The organism is Lentibacillus salinarum (genome assembly GCF_042679865.1).
Lineage (GTDB): Bacteria > Bacillota > Bacilli > Bacillales > Amphibacillaceae > Lentibacillus > Lentibacillus salinarum.
Genome location: NZ_JBHTNH010000025.1, coordinates 58226 through 76793 on the forward strand (window position 1 = coordinate 58226; position 18568 = coordinate 76793).

Here is an 18568-nt window from a genome sequence, read left to right on the forward strand (position 1 = left end):
GTATTTCCTCCTTAATCTATTTTCTTGCATTTAAGAATCAACTTAGCTTAAAGTATTTACACCTACTCGTTCATGAACGATGTCTATTAGAATATCATGGAGTATTCAAAAGTTAATCTATTTACGTAAGTTTACGTGTGTATTTTATCTTCGCTTTGATTTATATTTTTCAAGGCAAAATTTACCGCTGCAGCGGGGTCCTTACTTAAATCGACATATTCCTTCCCATTAGTCGAAACGGACTTGACCCCTCTTTGTCCTGTATCCTCTTCCAATTCACCAAGCATTGAGGATATTTGTGGTGCCAAAATAATCAAATCATAATTATCGATATCATTTTTGTGCTGACCATATGCCATTGCAAATGTTTCAATCTCCAGTTCTCTTTCCTTCGCTCCCTCATCGATAGCATTAGCAAGCATACTGGAAGTAGCACCGCCCGCACAAAGAACCAATACATTTGTTGGTTTATCTAATTTTGTGTTAGCGAGTGTTTCCGGCTCCTCTTCATTTACTTCCTCTACGTTCCCCTCTATATCCTCTTCTAACTTCTCTTTTTCAATTAACTCCTTATCATAAACCTTCATAAACGGATAGTAAATCAAGAAATCAACTACCATAAGCACAATTACCAATAAAAATGATAGTGGAGCTATGCCTGTTCCCAAAACGATCCCAAGTGGCCCTGGTGTAGTCCACGGTAAATTATATAAGAAACTATTCATACCCAAGGAATCAACAAAAAATTTAAAGATCCATATATTTAAGATTGGTGCAAATATAAAGGGAATAAAAAACACTGGATTCAGTACTATGGGAATGCCAAATAATGCAGGCTCATTCACACCGAATGTTACTGGAACAGCAGATGCTTTTCCAATAGCTTTTAACTGTTTGGATTTAGCCATAAATGCAATCATATACGTAATCATTAACGTCGCACCCGTTCCCCCGAAGGTTACCACAAAGTACTGTGCACCTTGTGAGAGTATATTTGAGGCGTGCTCCCCATTCTGATACATAAAAAGATTGGCTTCCACGTTTGCTATGTAAATTGCCGCTACTGCCGGTTCCACAATCGATGGACCATGAATACCCAAGAACCAGAAAAATGCAATGGCTCCAAATATAATTGTTAAGCCAATATAGCCATCTGCAGCAGTGAATAGTGGCTGGAAAAATTCAATAATCCAAGCTGAAAAGCTAGTGTTGGCGAGTACCCTGAAAATCATATCAAACAACCAGAAAAAAAGGACACTTGCTGCAAGCGGAAACATATCCGCAAATGTTTGGGAGATGTTTTGCGGCACCTCTTTTGGCATTTTGATTGTAATATTGTTCTTAATAAACATTTTATAAATGTTTGGCACGGTAAAACCAATTACAAATGAAGTCAAAAGACCGGTTGACCCAAGATAACCGCTGGAAATCCCACCATCTATCTGATCAGCACTCAGTAATAGAAATGCTGATATTGAGGCAATCATTACACTTGTCGTATTAATTTGCCGTGTTGCCGGTAACTTCCCATTAAACGTATCTGTTAAACTTTTTGAAATTGTCATAGCCATTAAAACAGCCAAAATACCCATTGAGTAATTATACGCTTTCATTAAATTTGACTCCACATCACCCGACCAATGAAATCCCCATATATTTGGCACATAGGCTATTAACATAAAAATACTTGAGAAGATTATTACCGGTATTAAACTAATGAAACCATCCCGTATTGCTCTCAAGTATGAGTTTCTTGAGATTTTTTCAAAAAAGGGCTTCATTTTTTCTATTTGTTTAATAAGGAATTGCATTATATCCCCCCTTTACTTTCTGGATTTATATAGTTCTATCATGTGAACCATTAAATCTTTTAATAGTAACGCTGTCATTAAATGATCTTGCGCATGCACCATAATAAAACCTAATTCAACCTCTTCACCTTTTGCCTCATTAGCAAGCATATTTGTTTGCGATTTATGGGCTTCATTTAAACTTTCTTCAGCATCTTTGACTAGACCCTCCGCTTGTTCATAATTACCTTCTTTTGCAGCATTTAAAGCTTCGAGTAATTTAGACCTTGCTTCTCCAGCAAATGAAACGATTTCAAATCCTGTCATAGAAATTTCTTCTTTTGACATCCCCATTATTTAACCACTCCTACTTTGTCATTTGTTCTATTTTGTTTCAAAATGTTGTATTTTTAATATTACATTATGGCTATACAAATGTCAATAGTCTTTTTGTAAGCAGTTACACCTTGACTAAATTGCAATTATATAGTAAGTTTCTATTACATCATTTTGACACATTTCCAAACATAAATTATTAAAAAGGACTGGCGATTATGATTAGAGAGCAACGCTTAAATAAGATAAAGCAATTTTTAGAGAAAAATAACTTCATTCAAATCAGTGATATTAAAGAAATGTTTAATGTAACCGAAATGACAATCCGAAGAGACCTGCAGTTTTTGGAAAACGAGGGTGTCCTAGAGAAAATACATGGTGGAGCAAAAAGAAAAAAAGAAATTACCGACAGGGAATTATCACACATCGAAAAGTCTTCTCTATTTATTGAGGAAAAAAAATATATTGCTAAAATAGCCAGCTCTTTAATCAATACTAACGATACGGTTTATATCGGTGCGGGAACAACAAATGAATTCATTTACGATTACCTGGATATCAATTTTGCGAAGGTAATTACAAATTCCCTGCAAGTGTTCGAAAAATTTAAGAATGATGACAAATTTGAAGTTATACTTGTGGGTGGTAAATATAGAGAAAGAACCGGTGCATTTGTTGGAAGCTTTACTATAGATACAATAAAAAAAATCCGAGTAAAGAAAGCCTTTATTGGCGTTAATGGAGTTTATGGTGATGCAGTTTACAACTATAACGATGAAGAAGGCGATATACAATCAATGATGTTAGACAACTCATACGAGAAATATATTTTATGTGATCACTCAAAAATTGATAAAGAAGATTTCTATTCATTTTATAGATTAAGCAGATTCAATGCACTAATTACTGATACTAAATTAGATAAAAGTCTAATAGATAAATACTCTGATTATACTAAAATCATAAATTATAATGAAGGATTTAAGGAGGACAAGTAGTATGACAGTTATTATTGGCTCTGACAGGGATGGCTTTACTTTTAAAGAATCATTAAAAGTATTTTTGGAAAAAGAAGGGTATAATGTTTTGGATGTTACACCAAAATCGAACGTGAATTTTGTAGAATCCTCAATGCTTGTAGGGAAAGGTATAACTGAAGGAAAAGCTGATAAAGGAATTCTTATAGATAGATATGGTGTCGGCTCCTTTATGTCAGTCAACAAGATCGAAGGGATCATTGCAGCAGAGGTTTCAGATGAACATTCTACAAAAATGACTTGTGATCATAATAATGCCTCCATCATAACACTTGGATCAGGAATAGTAGGAATGGATCTGGCTAAAAACATTGCCTCCACCTTTTTGGAAAGCTCATATTCAGGTGGTCGACATCAAATACGTGTAGATATGCTAAATAAATTATAGAGGGAGAGATACAAAGATGAAGATTTCTATTGGTTGTGACCATATTGTCACGGACATTAAAATGGCGATTTCAGATTACATCAAGAAACAAGGTCATGAAGTGGTTGACCTTGGTACTTATGATTTCACACGAACCCACTACCCTATTTATGGTAAGAAAGTGGCAGAGTCAGTTGTTAATAATGAAAGTGATCTTGGTGTTGTTCTTTGCGGTACTGGGGTAGGTATAACCGTATCGGCAAATAAAGTACCAGGAGCAAGGGTTGCTCTGGTAAGAGACAACACAAGTGCTAAATATGCAAAGGAAGAATTAAATGCCAATATTATAGGGGTTGGAGGTAAAATCACAGGTCTGCATTTAATTCAAAATATTGTTAATACATTTATTAATACCGAATACAAAGAAACGCCTGAAAACAAAAAGCTAGTTGATGACATTAATAATATAACGGATAAACATCTAAAAGATATTGATGATAAACACTTCTTCGATGAATTTCTTGAAAAGTGGGACCGCGGCGAATATCATAACTAAATAATTGTCGAGAAGCTGAACTAATTTGCGGTGGTCATCATGTACATCCTGATGTGGCAGTGCTGGCCAAACATGTGAAAGGCGATAAACGAGCATTGATTTTGCATCATGCTCGTTGTCACCGGCGCCTAGTCTTGGCCAGGAAGATGAGTTTGGTAGCATTACCAGCGGAAAATGGCTGATTATGTTGTAATCGATGACACCTTTTGGTACAGGTAGTTTCGGTTGCCGATAACATTAAATTTCCTAAAGAGTGAAAGTAGGCGGATATAAAGTGATCTTAACCATTACACTAAACCCCTCCGTTGACATCAGTTATAAGCTTGACGCGTTTAATCTTAATACCGTAAACCGTGTAGCTGATGTCTCCAAAACGGCCGGCGGCAAGGGGCTAAACGTATCGAGAGTTATCCAACAGCTCGGAGAAAACGTCGCTGCCACAGGGTTTTTAGGTGGCAGTTTAGGCAGCTTTATACGCGCAGAAATAGCTAACCAGGGTATACATGACTATTTTGTCAATATTGAGGGTACAACAAGGAATTGTATCGCCGTGATCCATGAGGGGCAACAGACGGAAATTTTAGAAGCTGGTCCAGCAATAGATGAAAATGAAGTCGCTGAATTTTTAAATCAATTTTCGAAGGACGTACATAAGGTAGATTATGTTACGATTTCCGGCAGTTTGCCTAAGGGGCTGGATAAGGATTTTTATGCACGGCTGGTGAAAATCGCCACTCAGCATGACACACCAGTATTACTGGATACGAAAGGTGAACTCCTTCATCACGCGCTTGAAGGCGACAACAAACCTTACTTAATTAAACCCAATCAGGAGGAACTGGCTGATTTACTCGGGGAAATAGTAACAGACGATACGCAGATTATTTCCGCACTACAATCACAACGGTTTACCGGAGTCCCTTGGGTCGTTGTGACAACAGGATCATCCGGCGCTTTTGTGAAACACAACGAAGAAATATACCGGGTGTCCACACCTACCGTTTACGCGGTCAATCCGGTTGGTTCTGGTGACGCGGTTATTGCAGGATTTGCTGTTGGATTGTCGCGCGGTTTGAATGATGAAGAACTTGTAAAATACGCACTGACAATGGGCGTTCTCAATGCGATGGAAGCACAAACGGGCGCTGTAAATCCGGAAAAAATTAAATGGTGTATGGAGCAGATTCGTGTGGAGAGCATTTAATGGAGACAGGAGGACTAGTAAATGAAACTCACACCTGGGAAAAAACGCGGTTTGAAGTTAATTTCTGATAATAATCACGTTGTTATAGCCACAGCCATGGACCAACGCGGCTCATTAGGAAAAATGATTACGTCATTCAATAACGAGATTTCTTACGAAGATGGTGTAAGCCAATTTAAAGAAGGCGTCAGCGAAGTGCTCGCAAACCAGTCTTCCTCCCTATTGCTTGATCCAGAATACGGCTGGAATGCAGCAAGCAAATTAAATGATGAGATTGGGTTGATTATGGCCTATGAAAAAACCGGCTATGACACTTCCGAAAAAGGACGTTTGCCGAATTTAGTTGATAACTATGCTGTACAGGACTTAATGGGTAAAGGTGCAAGTGCATTAAAACTGTTAGTCTATTATGATCATAACGAAGAAGAAAAATATAATACCATCAAAAAAGCATTCATTAAGCGTGTCGGTGATGAATGTAAACAGAATGATTTGCTGTTTATATTAGAACCTGTTTCCTACAGTGCGGAAGGTTTAGGTTCAAAAAGCGCGGCATTTGCCAAGAAAAAGCCAGAAATTGTCGAGTATTTCATGACCGAATTTTCCAAAGAAGAATACGGCATTGACCTGTTGAAAGTGGAAGTACCAGTATCCATTTATAATATTGAAGGCTACGAGCAATATGATAATTATGAACCTGTATTCAGTAAGGAAGAAGCGGCAAACTTCTATCGCACGTGCTCTAAAAAAAGCCGTCTGCCATTCATTTATTTAAGCGGCGGCGTAACGAACGACCAATTTGTCGAAACTTTGCATTTTGCCAAAGACGCCGGTGCCAAATTCAGCGGCAGCCTTTGCGGACGGGCTATCTGGAAAGACGGCGTTCAACCATTTGCAGAAGAAGGCAAGGAAGCACAATATCGATGGCTCGAAACAACCGGCTTGGAAAACTTAACTAAAGTGAAAAAAGCCATTAAGGAAACAGCAACACCATGGAGCGGATTTGTTGAGTAGAATATGTTGGGAAGACCAAGTTCAGATATAGTGAACTTGGTCTTTTTACTATCTACCGATAAATTGCGCAATTTTATTATAGGATATAATTCCTTAATGTATAAATTTATACGCAACCCCATTATCATGGTGATGTTTGGTTATTATAGTCTTACTTCCTGATCAGCATTCTTGCACGCTGCCACTTGCTGTAGAAAGTTATAGATATTATACTTTCCCGTATTTCAACGTGTCCTTAATAACGGCAGGTGTAATGGTAACCCCAGAGGTGATAAGTTCTACCACTCTTTTTTGTAGAGACGGGTGAAGTGTGATACCTTCTAGGCGCAGATTTTGAATAATCCTTCTGAATTCCTTGGATTCCATTTTAAGCTCTTGCATCATACACCCTCTTTCTAACATCCCTTATTATTACTATTACATACCTTTCATTAAGCCTTTGCTACAAACCAAACTCGAAATCGACACAGTGCCAAAACAGTTCCCGTATTGATTACACAACATTTCTTACTCCGTAGCCATAGACTTCCATGCGATTCCAAGGTGTATTCAGCGGCGGATTGTACGTGGAATTCCATTGGAAACCAGCCCAGCCATTCGCACCCCGTGCCAGATGCCATCTTCGTTCACAGCTTTCGTCACAGCACTGGCCGCTTCCTTCACAACATCAGACGCATTGCCCATGGCGATACTGTTCTTCACAGTCTGCAGCATTTTTATATCATTCAGTCCATCTCCAAATGCATAGACATCATAAGGAGAAAATTGCAGATGCTCGGTCAATTTTTTAATACCTGCAGCTTTGGATCCGCCAGCAGGCATGACATCGACCGCATAGTCATGCCAGCGGATAAATTCCAAATCTGAGAACGCCTGTCTATAGGCTGTTTCACCATATTCCTCACAAAATAAGAACGCTTGGTACACCACGCCATCCTGATAAAACATAGGATCATATGTCACTTTCTGATTAACTCTGAGTGAATCTATCGCTGCACTGATATGCGGGTGCTCTTCCGTGTTCGAGTACCAATTTTCTTCATTAACATACATTAATGGGTGGTTCCGAAGCTTGGCATGCAATTCCAACTCCTCAAGTACAGAAGCTCGTAATGGATTTTTGTAAATGGCCTCATCATTATGCTCAGCATATTGCCCATTAATGCTTACATACGTGTTAATATTCAGTTCACGCAATAACGGTTCAAACGCAAATGGTGCCCGGCCTGTCGCAATCGCTACTGTATGGCCGGCTTCTTGCAAATCAGCAACTGCTTGTTTTGTCGATTCCGGCAGCTTCTTTTCGTCATCAAGCAGGGTGCCATCTATGTCAAAAAAGACCAGTTTTTTCATCATGTGCATTCCTCGCTTACTTCTGTCCATTTGCCTATTATTCTATCATATATGTTGAAAAACGTCGTGATCCACCTGAATGGATAGAGTGGGTGATTTTTGACCTCAATCGAAAAAAGATGCATAATAGTAGTGTTTGGCAAAATTATCTATCACAGTAAAAGTACGGATTGTAAGTGACATCCCGTTCATAAGTTTACTATCCATTGTACGTAAACACAAATTCTGTCCATGGCTTTAAAAAATCTAATAAAAAGATAGATTCCTTCTTTAATTTACCCACTACGTTTCTATCACCATCATTATCCATATCTTGCAAGGCTATTTGTAATTCTCCTTTATATTGTCCAGAATGAGTATTACAAATAACGATGTCTCCTCTTTTAATCGCCCCCGTGTTATGTGGAGGAATATCTACTTTTTTATATTTCACCCGTGGCGATGAGGAACGAACCATATATACAGATCGATCCCCTCTATACTGATGTTCTTCTTCCAATACAATCGTTGCTTCTGTATTGGTTATGTTTTTAGCAAATTCCACTTCAAGAGATGGCAGCGTTGAAAGATAAGCCTTTGACATACGTTGCAATTCTATTTCTGTTGCATAAGCGTTTCCGATTATTAAATCATCAATCATGTTCATCAATCGAAAATGAGTTACTTGTGTGTGAATAGAAAGGTTCCTGTGTTGTTCTAACGTACATAATCCCTTCTGAACGGGCCATGGTCCTATTTCTCCATGCTGGGAAGTTACAAATGCTGCTGTCTGAAGATTATATTTATTGAACATTTCTGTTGTCTGCTCAAAATGGTTTTGAGAAATGCCCGAATATTTTTGCGGGTAAAAGTTATGAGAAGCATATAATTTATCTGTGTTTGGCTGAAAACTCATCACATTATCGATGTACCTTGTACCACTGCTCATATTAACTTCAACTATTAGATTATGTGAATTCCTTGTCATCTTTGCTTCCTCTGCACCTGTAAAACCCAAATCCAGACGTATTCCCCAAGCACCTATTTGTTTAAAAAAACGGAGATCACTATAGCTAACACCTAATTGCTCAAATAATCCTGGGTTGATATCCAAAATCGTTTCCATCCCAAGCGAATTACCGTATTCAATAATATTCCTAAACTTATTGACTACTTCGTCCTTGTCTCCCTTAATTTCGAGTAGACTTGTGAAAATTCTCGTAAACCCCAACTTATGAGCAAGATCTAAATATGCTTTATCCCGTTTGACATTACTACTTGAAGGATAAACGGATACACCTAGTTTTTTCATAACATTTTTCCTCCTTGTTAAATTGATTCCGTTTTATAGTATTTTGATTATTAAACTACTTTTTTATAAGTCCTTGCGCTAATCGTCTATTTTGTGTAGAATTCTATCTGCAGCTCAAACTACACTTACCGAACCCTTATCTACATCAATGTTATTTACTTCTTCTATTAAACCTAATTTCCTAAAAACTACTCGAATCCGTTTCATAAAGAATCCCATCAATGGCGCAAATATTAGCATCCCTATTATGGTTCCTTCCCTTATTGTTGGTGGTAAAGAAAACCCAAATGTAAACAGAACCGCAAAAAGAATACTTAAAATATCGGCCCATTGTCTCACTACAGTAAACTTCAACTTTGTTGTTTTAGCCAAAGCCATACAAGAACCTTCTAATGCGAAGGTTACAACATCCAATACCATTATAGACCCGACTGCACCAGCTATAATTACATAACCAATAATTAACAACATCAAGTTCACTGCATAACTATCAATGATAATCGAACTAAAAACATCGTACAAGAAAACATTTACAACAATCCCTAGGAGAATGCTAACAGGAACTTGTAAAAGATGTCTAAAACTAAAGTGTTTTCTAAGTAGAATCCATTGTCCTAACACACAAGAACTATTTAAAATTATTCCAATGGTTCCTACTTTAATTCCGGATAAATAAGAAATTGATTGTGCTAATGCGTCCCAAGCCCCAACACCAATTGCAGCTTTTAAAGTTAAAGATACGGCGAATCCATTTATTGTAATTAATGTTGATAATAATATTATTCTTTTTAATTGCTTCATTTGTTCTCCTTAACGACGAATTTTGACTGCACTGTCATGTAGAATGGGACAAAACTGTTTTTATCATCCAGCATGTCCCATCAATTTTAAAAACGTTATCTAAAGGATAATTAAATGCTCTTTCGGAAAGAACCAGTACATTAGCGCCTTTACGTATTATTATTCGAGTTCACTTCCATTACTGGCAATAACCTCTTTATACCAATAGAAACTTTTCTTTTTCGTACGTTTGAGGTCATGCTCTCCTTCCTCATGCTGGTTGACATGCACTAAACCATAGCGTTTCTGAAAGCCATTTAACCAGCTTAGAAGGTCCGTGAATGACCATACACAATACCCAATCACATCAACCCCATCTGTAATGGCTTCCTGAATAGCTTTCAAATGGGCACCGATATAGTGAATCCGATAATGGTCTTGGATGGATCCGTCTGCTTCAACTTTATCGTATTCGCCAAGACCATTTTCACTAATGAGAATCGGCAGCGAATAACGATTTGTTATCCTGCGAAGACCGATACGCAATCCTTGGGGATCAATATTCCAGTCCCAGTTCGTTCTTTCCATATTTTCATTTTTAACGGTTTTAAAGAGACCTGGAACACCGGTATCTTCCATGGTTCCTTTTTTTCCGGTATTATTAAAGTGACCCTCTGATGTAACGCCATCCAATGGATTTTTTTCATACGTTGTTGTTTGATAATAATTTACACCCATAAAATCCGGCTTGCTTTCTTTTAATAATTCCAAATCACCATCTTCCAACTGTGGAGCTATCCCTTTTCGCCCAAGATAATTCCATGATGCTGTTGGATATTCTCCCCATGCATACACATCCATCCACCAATGATTGGTAAGCTCTTCCGCATTTTCTGCCGCAAGAACATCCTCGGGTTTGGAAGTAGCCCCATATGCCGGTGAATAAGCAAAGCTTGGCCCTATTTTTCCATCAGGAACATAGTTACGGAATTCCTTAATAGCAGCAGCATTGGCTAAACTTGCATGATGATTAACCTGATAAAACAACTTGTCATCTTTCACTCCAGGTGGATGCATTGCTGTTTGATAGCCCAAACGAGTAAAGATATTTTGCTCATTTAGTGAAACCCAGTACTTCACACGATCGCCAAACGCTTTATATAAAGTAATACTGTAGTTTTTGAAATCCTCTACAATTTTTCTTGATTCCCATCCGCCATACTCATCTTGCAGGGCTTGCGGCAAATCCCAGTGATAAATGGTTAAAATCGGCTCAATATTGTTCTTGATTAATGCATCAATTAGATTGTTATAGAAATCGATACCTTTTTGATTTACCTCACCTCGTCCATTTGGGTAGATGCGGGGCCATGACACGGAGAATCGGTATGTTTTCAATCCCATTTCCGCCATCAATTGAACATCTTCACGATAACGATGATAATGGTCAACTGCTACATCACCATTTGTTCCTTTAAATGTTTTACCGGGAATCCGTACGAATTTATCCCAATTGGAAATACCCTTCCCATCGACGTCCCATGCACCCTCTATTTGATATGCTGCAGAGGCGGCACCCCAAAGAAAATCTTTTGGAAACGATTTTAGACTCTCATGTAACATAAATGAATTGCTCCTTTTATTCTATATCTGATAACAATAATATGGACCGGCAATACGCCGGTGCCATATTAGTTGATACTATTTATTCTTTTTGAGAAGTTGAGGAAGGTATTTTAATGCGCTTCCATCATTTCATCTGCAACTAGTTTAGCAATAACATTAGATGACTGCTGATTCCTCACCCTGTTCTTGCTTAACTAACTTATTATCGTACATTTTAATGAATGGTAACCAAATTAGAAATGATACAATAACGCATAAAATTGCGACAATTACTGCCATGTAGTCTCCACCTGTGCTAATAAAAGCACCTGCACCCACAGGAGTAGGCCAAGGCATCATTGCAATAATTGGTTGAACAATCTGTAGTTTAATTGCCCAATAAGCGATTGATGCCGAAATCATTGGCGCAGCAAAGAACGGAATAGCTAAGAATGGGTTATAAACAATCGGCAGTCCGAATATTAATGGTTCATTAATGTTAAAAATACCAGGGGCAACAGATGTTTTACCTAAAACTCTCAATTGCGTTGATTTAGCTAAAAATGCAATAAATAAGCATAGACCTAGAGTTGCTCCAGAACCACCAATCACTACGAAAGCATTCTGGAATTCACCTGCGAATGGAATATTTGCTCCATCCACATTGGATTCTAAATTTGAAAGAACAATTGGAAAAAGAAATCCTTGATAAATAATATTTGCTCCGTGAATACCTACAATCCAAAGTGCGTGGATTAAGAAGTAAATAACCATGATACCTAGCCAGCTATTGGTTAAATTGACAACAAATCCAAAAGGAATAGCTATCACTTTAAATATATCCGTGCCTAATGCAACTAAAATACCGTTAATTAATAGAACAGCAAAAGCAACAACAAATGCTGGTATTAAAGCTGTGAATGCATTGGATACACCAGACGGTACTGATTCCGGCATTTTTATAACCCAATTCCTTTTCACGCAGAGCCTATATAGTTGCACAGCCAATACAGCCATAATAATTGCTGAGAATATTCCTGTTGCCCCTAAACGGCTTACACCATCTGCGACCATTTCCCATCCATGGACAATTGTTGTATCCTCATTAATCTGGTGTACTAGAGATATTTTGCCATCTTCTAAAACTAATTGAGGAATCGTCATAAAGAAAGCAAACATTGATAGTAAAGCACCACTCACAGGGCTTAAAGATAATTCTTCTTCTTCAGCAATTATTCTTGTATACTCATAACCAACAACAAGGCCGAAGTATAACGCTAATAGTCCCATCGTTGCTTTATTCGCCAGCATATACAAATCACTGACTCTAAAAAAAGTGCTATTGAAAAAGCCTTCCAAAAATGTGAATGTTTGTGGCAATACGTTGAACACCAGGAACATCGAACCTACGATGACAAAAGGAATAGAAGCCATCCCTGCAGCCATTACGGCACGTACAATACGCAATGATGCAATTTTTCCCATAGGACCCATTAAATACTTTTCCAAAGTATCGAATATCTTGTTTCCTGAACTCATGTGAAATTCCCCCTTCTATTGTTAATTAATAGCCCCTTCATATTTCTTGATGCGTTTATAATGCTTATCCTCATTATGTTTAATCCGGTTTAAACGTTTGATAATTAATACACTTAATAATATCCCTATAACCAAAATACTTAAAACTAAGATTTTGGACTTCGGTTGATTTACGAGAAAAGGATATAATTGAGTAAACATAGATGAAAAACTAGTCGGTACTACCAAACCCACATTTGTAATAAGCAAAACCATAAAGCAATATATTGTGTATTTGGCATTATTCGTATGGTTACTAAAAATTTTAGCCTGTTCTGCAACACTAAATAATAATACGATAAGTAATACCAATGGAATAAAAAATAGTGATGAATCGCTCATTATCAATGAAATTAGCCAGTACAAATTTGTGAAAAAGAACAATGCAGAAACATATCTTACAAGTAAATATCGATTAAAGTACATCGATTTAATACTTAATCTTTTTTTGTTTTGTTCTATCAGTTCACTTCCACCGTTTTTCATATGCAAATTCCTCATTTGTTTTCGAGTTTTTCATACAGGTATAACATTTCTAAAGCAACTTCTCTCAATGTCATCGTTGTCATTAAGTGATCCTGTGCATGAACCATGATAATTTCCGTATTAACTGTTTCTCCGGAAGAATATTGTTGTAATAGTTCTGTTTGTGTTTGGTGTGCCAATAATAATTCTTCATTTGATTCTTCCAGCTTGTTTGCTGCATTTTCGAATTCACTCTCTCGCATCATCTTAAATGCTTCATGTATCATTGTTCTTGATGAACCACTGTGCAAAATAATTTCAAAGGCAACGTTTTGAACTTGTTCTTTTTCCATCGAAGTCTTCCTTTCCTATCTAAAGTTGAACAATCTACAAGTCATTTAAATTATTAAGAGTTTCTTCCAGTCACCCCCCTTGGACATATAATTTCTATTGGAAAATTACTGTCATAAGATTATTGATAGACATAACAAATTATTGATTCGGAAGTTCTTGTAAAATGACGTTTCCTAATTTTTCAATGCCCATGGGAATAGGGGCGTATGCTTGCGGCGGAATGTTTACAACTGGTTTACCTACACGATCACCAGCTGCTTTAAGATTTTCATAATACATTTTTGTTTGAGGGCTTACCAGAAATAAGTCAAAGTTACTTGATTCAATCATCTTACTGCCTTCCGTAGCAGAAGTAGCATCTACTTCAATTTCATTTCCTTTATTTTTTAAAAATTCTGTTGTCTTCTTTGCCATCAACGAAGATGACATACCACCTGCACAAATAATCAATACGTTTTTCATCCTGCATTCCTCCATCAAATTTATTTATTTAGGATTTATACTAATTGCTATAGTTTCTCTCCATTTGAGGAAATAACATCTTTATACCAATAGAAAGAATCTTTACGATAACGTTCTAAAGTACCATTGCCTTCATTATCTTTATCAACATAGATAAATCCGTACCGTTTCTGCATTTCACCAGTGCCTGCTGATACTAAATCGATACAGCCCCATGGTGTATATCCGATTAAATCAACACCGTCTTCATTAACTGCTTTAGCCATTTGTTTGATATGCGCTCTAAGGTATTCAATACGATAATCATCATGAATGTTGCTGTCTTCCCCGAATTCATCAATTGCACCCAATCCATTTTCTACAATAAAGAGAGGCAAATGATACATGTCGGTTAACCAGTTCAATGAATAACGAAGACCTTCAGGATCGATTGGCCATCCCCAATCAGAAGTTTTAATATATTCATTGTTAACTAGATCTCGTGTCTCATCGTAATCATACTCTTCAGTAGACTGTTGATAGCTAATCGCAAATGACATGTAATAACTAAAACCAATATAATCTACTGTGCCTTCTTTTAAGATCTCTAAATCTTCTTTTGTAATATCTAAATGAAAACTTTTGCGTTCAAAATACCTTGTCATGTACTTAGGGTATTCTCCATGAACATGAACGTCAGTAAAGTAATAGCGCTTTTGCATTGCTTTTTGTGCCATTAACATATCTTTTGGATGTGAAGTCGATGGATATATTGGACACATAGCAATCATACATCCGATTTGAAAATCCGGATTAATGTCATGACCAATCGTTACAGCTTGTGCACTTGCTACGAGCTCATAATGAGCAGCTTGATACATAATGTTTTCACGATCTTCGCCTTCTTTATATCGAATACCAGAGTTCGTGAATGGAGCAAAATCATCGTGGAAATTTGCTTGGTTATTAATTTCGTTGAACGTCATCCAATAGTTAACTTTATCTTTGTAACGCTCAAAACATACGCGAGCAAACTTTACGAAGAAATCAATTAACTTCCGATTTCGAAAACCACCATATTCCGTCACAAGGTGATAAGGCATTTCAAAGTGGGACAACGTTACAACCGGTTCAATGCCGTATTTCAAGCACTCATCAAATAAATTATCGTAGAACTTTAATCCTTCTTCATTTGGTTCCGTTTCATCACCATTCGGAAAAATACGGGACCAGGCTATAGAGGTTCTAAAACATTTAAAACCCATTTCACTGAATAATTTAATATCCTCTTTATAACAATGATAAAAATCAATTGCTTCGTGGTTTGGATAATTTTTACCTTCTATAACGCCCTCTGTAATTTCACGAGGGACACCATGTGCGCCTTTCGTCATAACGTCAGCAACGCTTACCCCTTTGCCTCCTTTATTCCAAGCACCTTCTAATTGGTGCGCGGCGACAGCGCCACCCCATAAGAAGTCATCAGGTAATTTAGACAACTGAAATCCACTCCTTTCTGTAATCTATCTTGGATCGCTTTCATTGCTTTACTATGATAATCTGCAGATTAACAATTTTGCAAAATAACAAACATCTCGTCCTGACTTCAGCATGTTGCGTAATATTAATTTGCTGTATCTTTATTGTAGAATGAAACCGTTATCACCTGTAGAGGACGTTTTTCCGTTGCCAACGGAAATAGGCTAAAAGACACAAAAAAACAGATGCAGGTTTACGCTACATCTGTTTAAGCCTTGGTCAATGCCCATTTAAATTCACTATATGTTTCACATTGCAGTAATTTTTGCAGCAAAGGTCGATTATCCAACATTTTCACTAACACATCGTACATTGGTTTTAAATCATCCATCTGTTTGTCTTTACTGATATTGAGCAAGCAAATGATCTGAACAGGTTTACTTCCCCATTGAATTGGATTCCTTAACGTGACAATGGACCAGAAAGTAGCATCCGTTTGCGGTTCCATCGGATGGGGGATGGCGACCAAATTGCCAAAGCTGGTAGGTGAATATTTTTCACGTTCTAAGACAGAAGCGACAAAATCGGCATTAACCTTTCCAGATTCCAACAATTTGTTTCCTAAAAATTGAATGACTTCTTCCTTTGTCGAAAAGTCCATTTTTAAGAAAGTAAACTGTTCCCGCATATAGTTCTTCATAATTTCGATATCGTTATGGATTAATTTTTCAATTTTATTTACATCCTGATTACCAAGTAGCGTGCTTACTTGAACGACTGGAATAGGTAACTTTTCAGGAATTGGGATAGTACTGATGATCAAATCTAAATTATGAATAGATTGACTATTTAAATTATAGTACTCTGTTGTACCCACAATATTCAACTCATCACGAAATTGATTTTTTAATTTCATTAAAAGCAATTGTGCTGTTCCTAATCCAGAAGCGCAAACAATCAAACAGCGTTTTTTGTTTCTCTCACTTTTCTCTTGCCTTTCCAGTGCGGCCTCAATATGGAGTGCCATGTATCCAATTTCACTTTCATCAATGGAAATACCTAATTTTTTCCTAATAACATCCGCCCCGGTAAGCGCCGCTTCAAAGGAAAATGGGTATTTATTTTTAATCTCCTCCAGCATTGGGTTTCTCAGGTTCATCTGGTACGTATACCTGTTAATTGCCGGTTTTAAATGTAAGCTAAGAGCCATTATCAATTCTTTATCTCCAGAAAGATCCAACGAGTATACGTTATCTATCCTTTCGAGAATATTCCTGGTTAAATCTTGGATATCCTCGTCCAGTATAGATTTGACTTCTTCTATTTCGGTTTCGGAATGCACCTTTTTGGTACCTTGTAAATGAATGGCTAAATAAGCAGTTTCATTAACCGAAAAAGATACCTTTAATTTTTGTTCTATTTCTTCGACAATTTCCTTTGCTATCGTATATTCCTTTTTGTCAGTAATCCTACTAAGCTCTTCCCGATAGATTTCAACCACTTTTTCATCACGAATCCGCTTACACGCAATTGCTATATGAGTAATTAAATTATGCAAACTAATATCAGTAATAATTATTTTATGTTTCCTTAACTTGGAAAGGATACTATCTCGAATCCATTCCATTTCGTCCTTTGGCAAGATTTCTATCCAATTTGCTGTTTGGTCAACCATATTCGGCTTTTGATTGAAAATATATTCGGAAATGCAAAAACGAATTTTTATTTCATCCCCGAACACTTTAATTCCATAATTAGGTTTATGATCAAGGAACAAGTTATAACGTTCCATAACTTCGCGAACATTTTTTAAATCAGTTTGCAAGGTGGATCGACTAATAAACAGTTCCTCAGCAAGATCATCCATTTTAATATAGGAAGATTGCAATAAAAGCCTTTCTATCAAAAACTGTATCCGATTTTCGGGTTCAGTTGGCACAACTTGATTATTTTTTTCGACAGTTTTTTGCAAAAACTGTTTAAATCCATCTTCATTTATGACATTTATTCGAAATCCTTTTCCACGGTGTGATTCAATATATGCAATATCGTTATTTAATAGTTTACTTATTTCCTTAATATCGGTGCGAATCGTTTTTGAACTAACTTGCAAAGCGGTAGCAAGTTCAGAGCTTGTTTGTAATTCATCAGTTGTCAACAGCTGTTGGATAATTTGTTGCAGACGGGTGTTCATCTCATTGATTCCCCTTATATGCAAATAGTTCTTTATCACTAGTATAGAATAGAAAAATTGAAAAGACAACTTAATAATTGGATTGTTTGTCGAACCATGGCGAAAAGATATTTCCTCCTGCAACACAGTGGCCACCGCGCAAGGCGATGGCCAAAAATCCTTTTATGCAGTTGTTAATCAAGTGAAATAAATTCCCTTCTTCCATGAGCACTCCTACTCCCCAGCGGCTCGGAACTAGTCGGATGTGAGAATACCATGCTGTCGACACCTGCACCAACGCTTTTGCTGGAACGATTGATAAATCGGAAACTATTATGGCATACATTCTGAGTATTGTCTAATAAGTTTTAATCATTAAGTATTGGTATACTATTTAACATGTTTTTTAGATGAATAGCATCCCACGGTAAATGCTCAGTTATACCTAATTCAACCACCTCTGTTTGATTAAAAACATCTTCTATTAAACGAGTGACTTGAGGAAAATCCATTTTTCCAGAAGGAGCACCAATTTCCTCTTCTGAATAATTAGCATGAAGTACCGACCTAAAAATGCTCGGATCAAGTACATCTAAATCAAAATGGATAGCCAAATACTGCTTCTTCGCTATTTAGTGTTTAGTCTAAAACCTCATATAGGTGTCAACACTAGGTAAAAACCTATTAAATTACCTGGGAGTTGACCGTTATGAATGATTTCCAAGAAAAATATAATGTATTTGAA

20 protein-coding genes are annotated in these 18568 nt (G+C 37.0%); 5 read left to right on the top strand and 15 right to left on the bottom strand.

The window, feature by feature from the left end; translation table 11 throughout:
* Positions 1 to 131: 131 nt before the first annotated feature.
* Together ACFQ4A_RS11840 and ACFQ4A_RS11845 are read right to left on the bottom strand one after the other, a co-directional pair.
* The gene (locus ACFQ4A_RS11840) at positions 132 to 1811 is read right to left on the bottom strand and encodes a PTS transporter subunit EIIC (protein WP_382400849.1); all 1680 of its coding nucleotides are present in this window, start codon (positions 1809 to 1811) and stop codon (positions 132 to 134) included.
* A gap of 12 nt (positions 1812 to 1823) precedes the next feature.
* Positions 1824 to 2138: a PTS lactose/cellobiose transporter subunit IIA gene (locus tag ACFQ4A_RS11845; RefSeq protein WP_382400893.1), complete on the bottom strand. Its 315-nt coding sequence runs from the start codon at positions 2136 to 2138 to the stop codon at positions 1824 to 1826.
* A 206-nt stretch (positions 2139 to 2344) separates the two neighbouring features.
* Between ACFQ4A_RS11845 and ACFQ4A_RS11850 the strand changes: the two genes are divergently transcribed.
* The 5 genes from ACFQ4A_RS11850 (at position 2345) to ACFQ4A_RS11870 (ending at position 6304) form a co-directional block, all read left to right on the top strand.
* A complete protein-coding gene (locus tag ACFQ4A_RS11850; RefSeq protein ID WP_382400851.1) occupies positions 2345 to 3124 on the top strand; it encodes a DeoR/GlpR family DNA-binding transcription regulator in 780 nt (259 codons plus the stop codon).
* Between the two features lies 1 nt (position 3125).
* Complete coding sequence (lacA, locus tag ACFQ4A_RS11855; protein ID WP_382400853.1) at positions 3126 to 3551, top strand: galactose-6-phosphate isomerase subunit LacA; 426 nt, start codon at positions 3126 to 3128, stop codon at positions 3549 to 3551.
* A gap of 16 nt (positions 3552 to 3567) precedes the next feature.
* The gene (gene lacB, locus ACFQ4A_RS11860) at positions 3568 to 4086 is read left to right on the top strand and encodes a galactose-6-phosphate isomerase subunit LacB (protein WP_382400855.1); all 519 of its coding nucleotides are present in this window, start codon (positions 3568 to 3570) and stop codon (positions 4084 to 4086) included.
* Between the two features lie 274 nt (positions 4087 to 4360).
* Entirely contained in the window at positions 4361 to 5290 is a 930-nt protein-coding gene (gene pfkB / locus ACFQ4A_RS11865) for a 1-phosphofructokinase (protein WP_382400857.1), read from the top strand.
* 21 nt (positions 5291 to 5311) lie between these two features.
* The gene (locus ACFQ4A_RS11870; RefSeq protein ID WP_382400859.1) at positions 5312 to 6304 is read left to right on the top strand and encodes a tagatose 1,6-diphosphate aldolase; all 993 of its coding nucleotides are present in this window, start codon (positions 5312 to 5314) and stop codon (positions 6302 to 6304) included.
* Between the two features lie 207 nt (positions 6305 to 6511).
* On the opposite strand, the gene ACFQ4A_RS11875 is transcribed toward ACFQ4A_RS11870, so the two are convergent.
* The 13 genes from ACFQ4A_RS11875 to ACFQ4A_RS11935 all read right to left on the bottom strand — a co-directional run bounded on the left by ACFQ4A_RS11875 (position 6512) and on the right by ACFQ4A_RS11935 (position 18437).
* On the bottom strand, positions 6512 to 6685 hold the full coding sequence (locus tag ACFQ4A_RS11875) for a Zn-dependent hydrolase (RefSeq protein WP_382400861.1): 174 nt from the start codon (positions 6683 to 6685) through the stop codon (positions 6512 to 6514).
* A 168-nt stretch (positions 6686 to 6853) separates the two neighbouring features.
* The gene (locus ACFQ4A_RS11880) at positions 6854 to 7660 is read right to left on the bottom strand and encodes a Cof-type HAD-IIB family hydrolase (RefSeq protein ID WP_382400863.1); all 807 of its coding nucleotides are present in this window, start codon (positions 7658 to 7660) and stop codon (positions 6854 to 6856) included.
* 196 nt (positions 7661 to 7856) lie between these two features.
* Positions 7857 to 8948 carry a DUF871 domain-containing protein gene (locus ACFQ4A_RS11885; RefSeq protein ID WP_382400865.1) on the bottom strand — a complete coding sequence of 364 codons (1092 nt, stop codon included), beginning with the start codon at positions 8946 to 8948 and terminating at the stop codon, positions 7857 to 7859.
* A 114-nt stretch (positions 8949 to 9062) separates the two neighbouring features.
* Positions 9063 to 9749, bottom strand: coding sequence for a YczE/YyaS/YitT family protein (locus ACFQ4A_RS11890; RefSeq protein WP_382400867.1), 687 nt, complete (start codon positions 9747 to 9749; stop codon positions 9063 to 9065).
* 159 nt (positions 9750 to 9908) lie between these two features.
* On the bottom strand, positions 9909 to 11351 hold the full coding sequence (locus ACFQ4A_RS11895; RefSeq protein WP_382400869.1) for a glycoside hydrolase family 1 protein: 1443 nt from the start codon (positions 11349 to 11351) through the stop codon (positions 9909 to 9911).
* Between the two features lie 159 nt (positions 11352 to 11510).
* On the bottom strand, positions 11511 to 12872 hold the full coding sequence (gene celB / locus ACFQ4A_RS11900; RefSeq protein ID WP_382400871.1) for a PTS cellobiose transporter subunit IIC: 1362 nt from the start codon (positions 12870 to 12872) through the stop codon (positions 11511 to 11513).
* A gap of 21 nt (positions 12873 to 12893) precedes the next feature.
* Positions 12894 to 13397 carry a hypothetical protein gene (locus ACFQ4A_RS11905; RefSeq protein ID WP_382400873.1) on the bottom strand — a complete coding sequence of 168 codons (504 nt, stop codon included), beginning with the start codon at positions 13395 to 13397 and terminating at the stop codon, positions 12894 to 12896.
* 11 nt (positions 13398 to 13408) lie between these two features.
* Complete coding sequence (locus ACFQ4A_RS11910) at positions 13409 to 13729, bottom strand: PTS cellobiose transporter subunit IIA (RefSeq protein ID WP_382400875.1); 321 nt, start codon at positions 13727 to 13729, stop codon at positions 13409 to 13411.
* 139 nt (positions 13730 to 13868) lie between these two features.
* Positions 13869 to 14192, bottom strand: a complete 324-nt coding sequence (locus ACFQ4A_RS11915; protein WP_382400877.1) for a PTS cellobiose transporter subunit IIB — start codon at positions 14190 to 14192, stop codon at positions 13869 to 13871.
* A 47-nt stretch (positions 14193 to 14239) separates the two neighbouring features.
* The gene (locus ACFQ4A_RS11920) at positions 14240 to 15670 is read right to left on the bottom strand and encodes a 6-phospho-beta-glucosidase (protein ID WP_382400879.1); all 1431 of its coding nucleotides are present in this window, start codon (positions 15668 to 15670) and stop codon (positions 14240 to 14242) included.
* 248 nt (positions 15671 to 15918) lie between these two features.
* On the bottom strand, positions 15919 to 17844 hold the full coding sequence (locus ACFQ4A_RS11925; protein ID WP_382400881.1) for a BglG family transcription antiterminator: 1926 nt from the start codon (positions 17842 to 17844) through the stop codon (positions 15919 to 15921).
* A 70-nt stretch (positions 17845 to 17914) separates the two neighbouring features.
* Positions 17915 to 18049 (bottom strand): hypothetical protein, encoded by a 135-nt coding sequence (locus ACFQ4A_RS11930; protein WP_382400883.1) that lies wholly within the window; start codon positions 18047 to 18049, stop codon positions 17915 to 17917.
* A gap of 142 nt (positions 18050 to 18191) precedes the next feature.
* Positions 18192 to 18437, bottom strand: a complete 246-nt coding sequence (locus ACFQ4A_RS11935; RefSeq protein WP_382400885.1) for a hypothetical protein — start codon at positions 18435 to 18437, stop codon at positions 18192 to 18194.
* Positions 18438 to 18568: the final 131 nt, after the last annotated feature.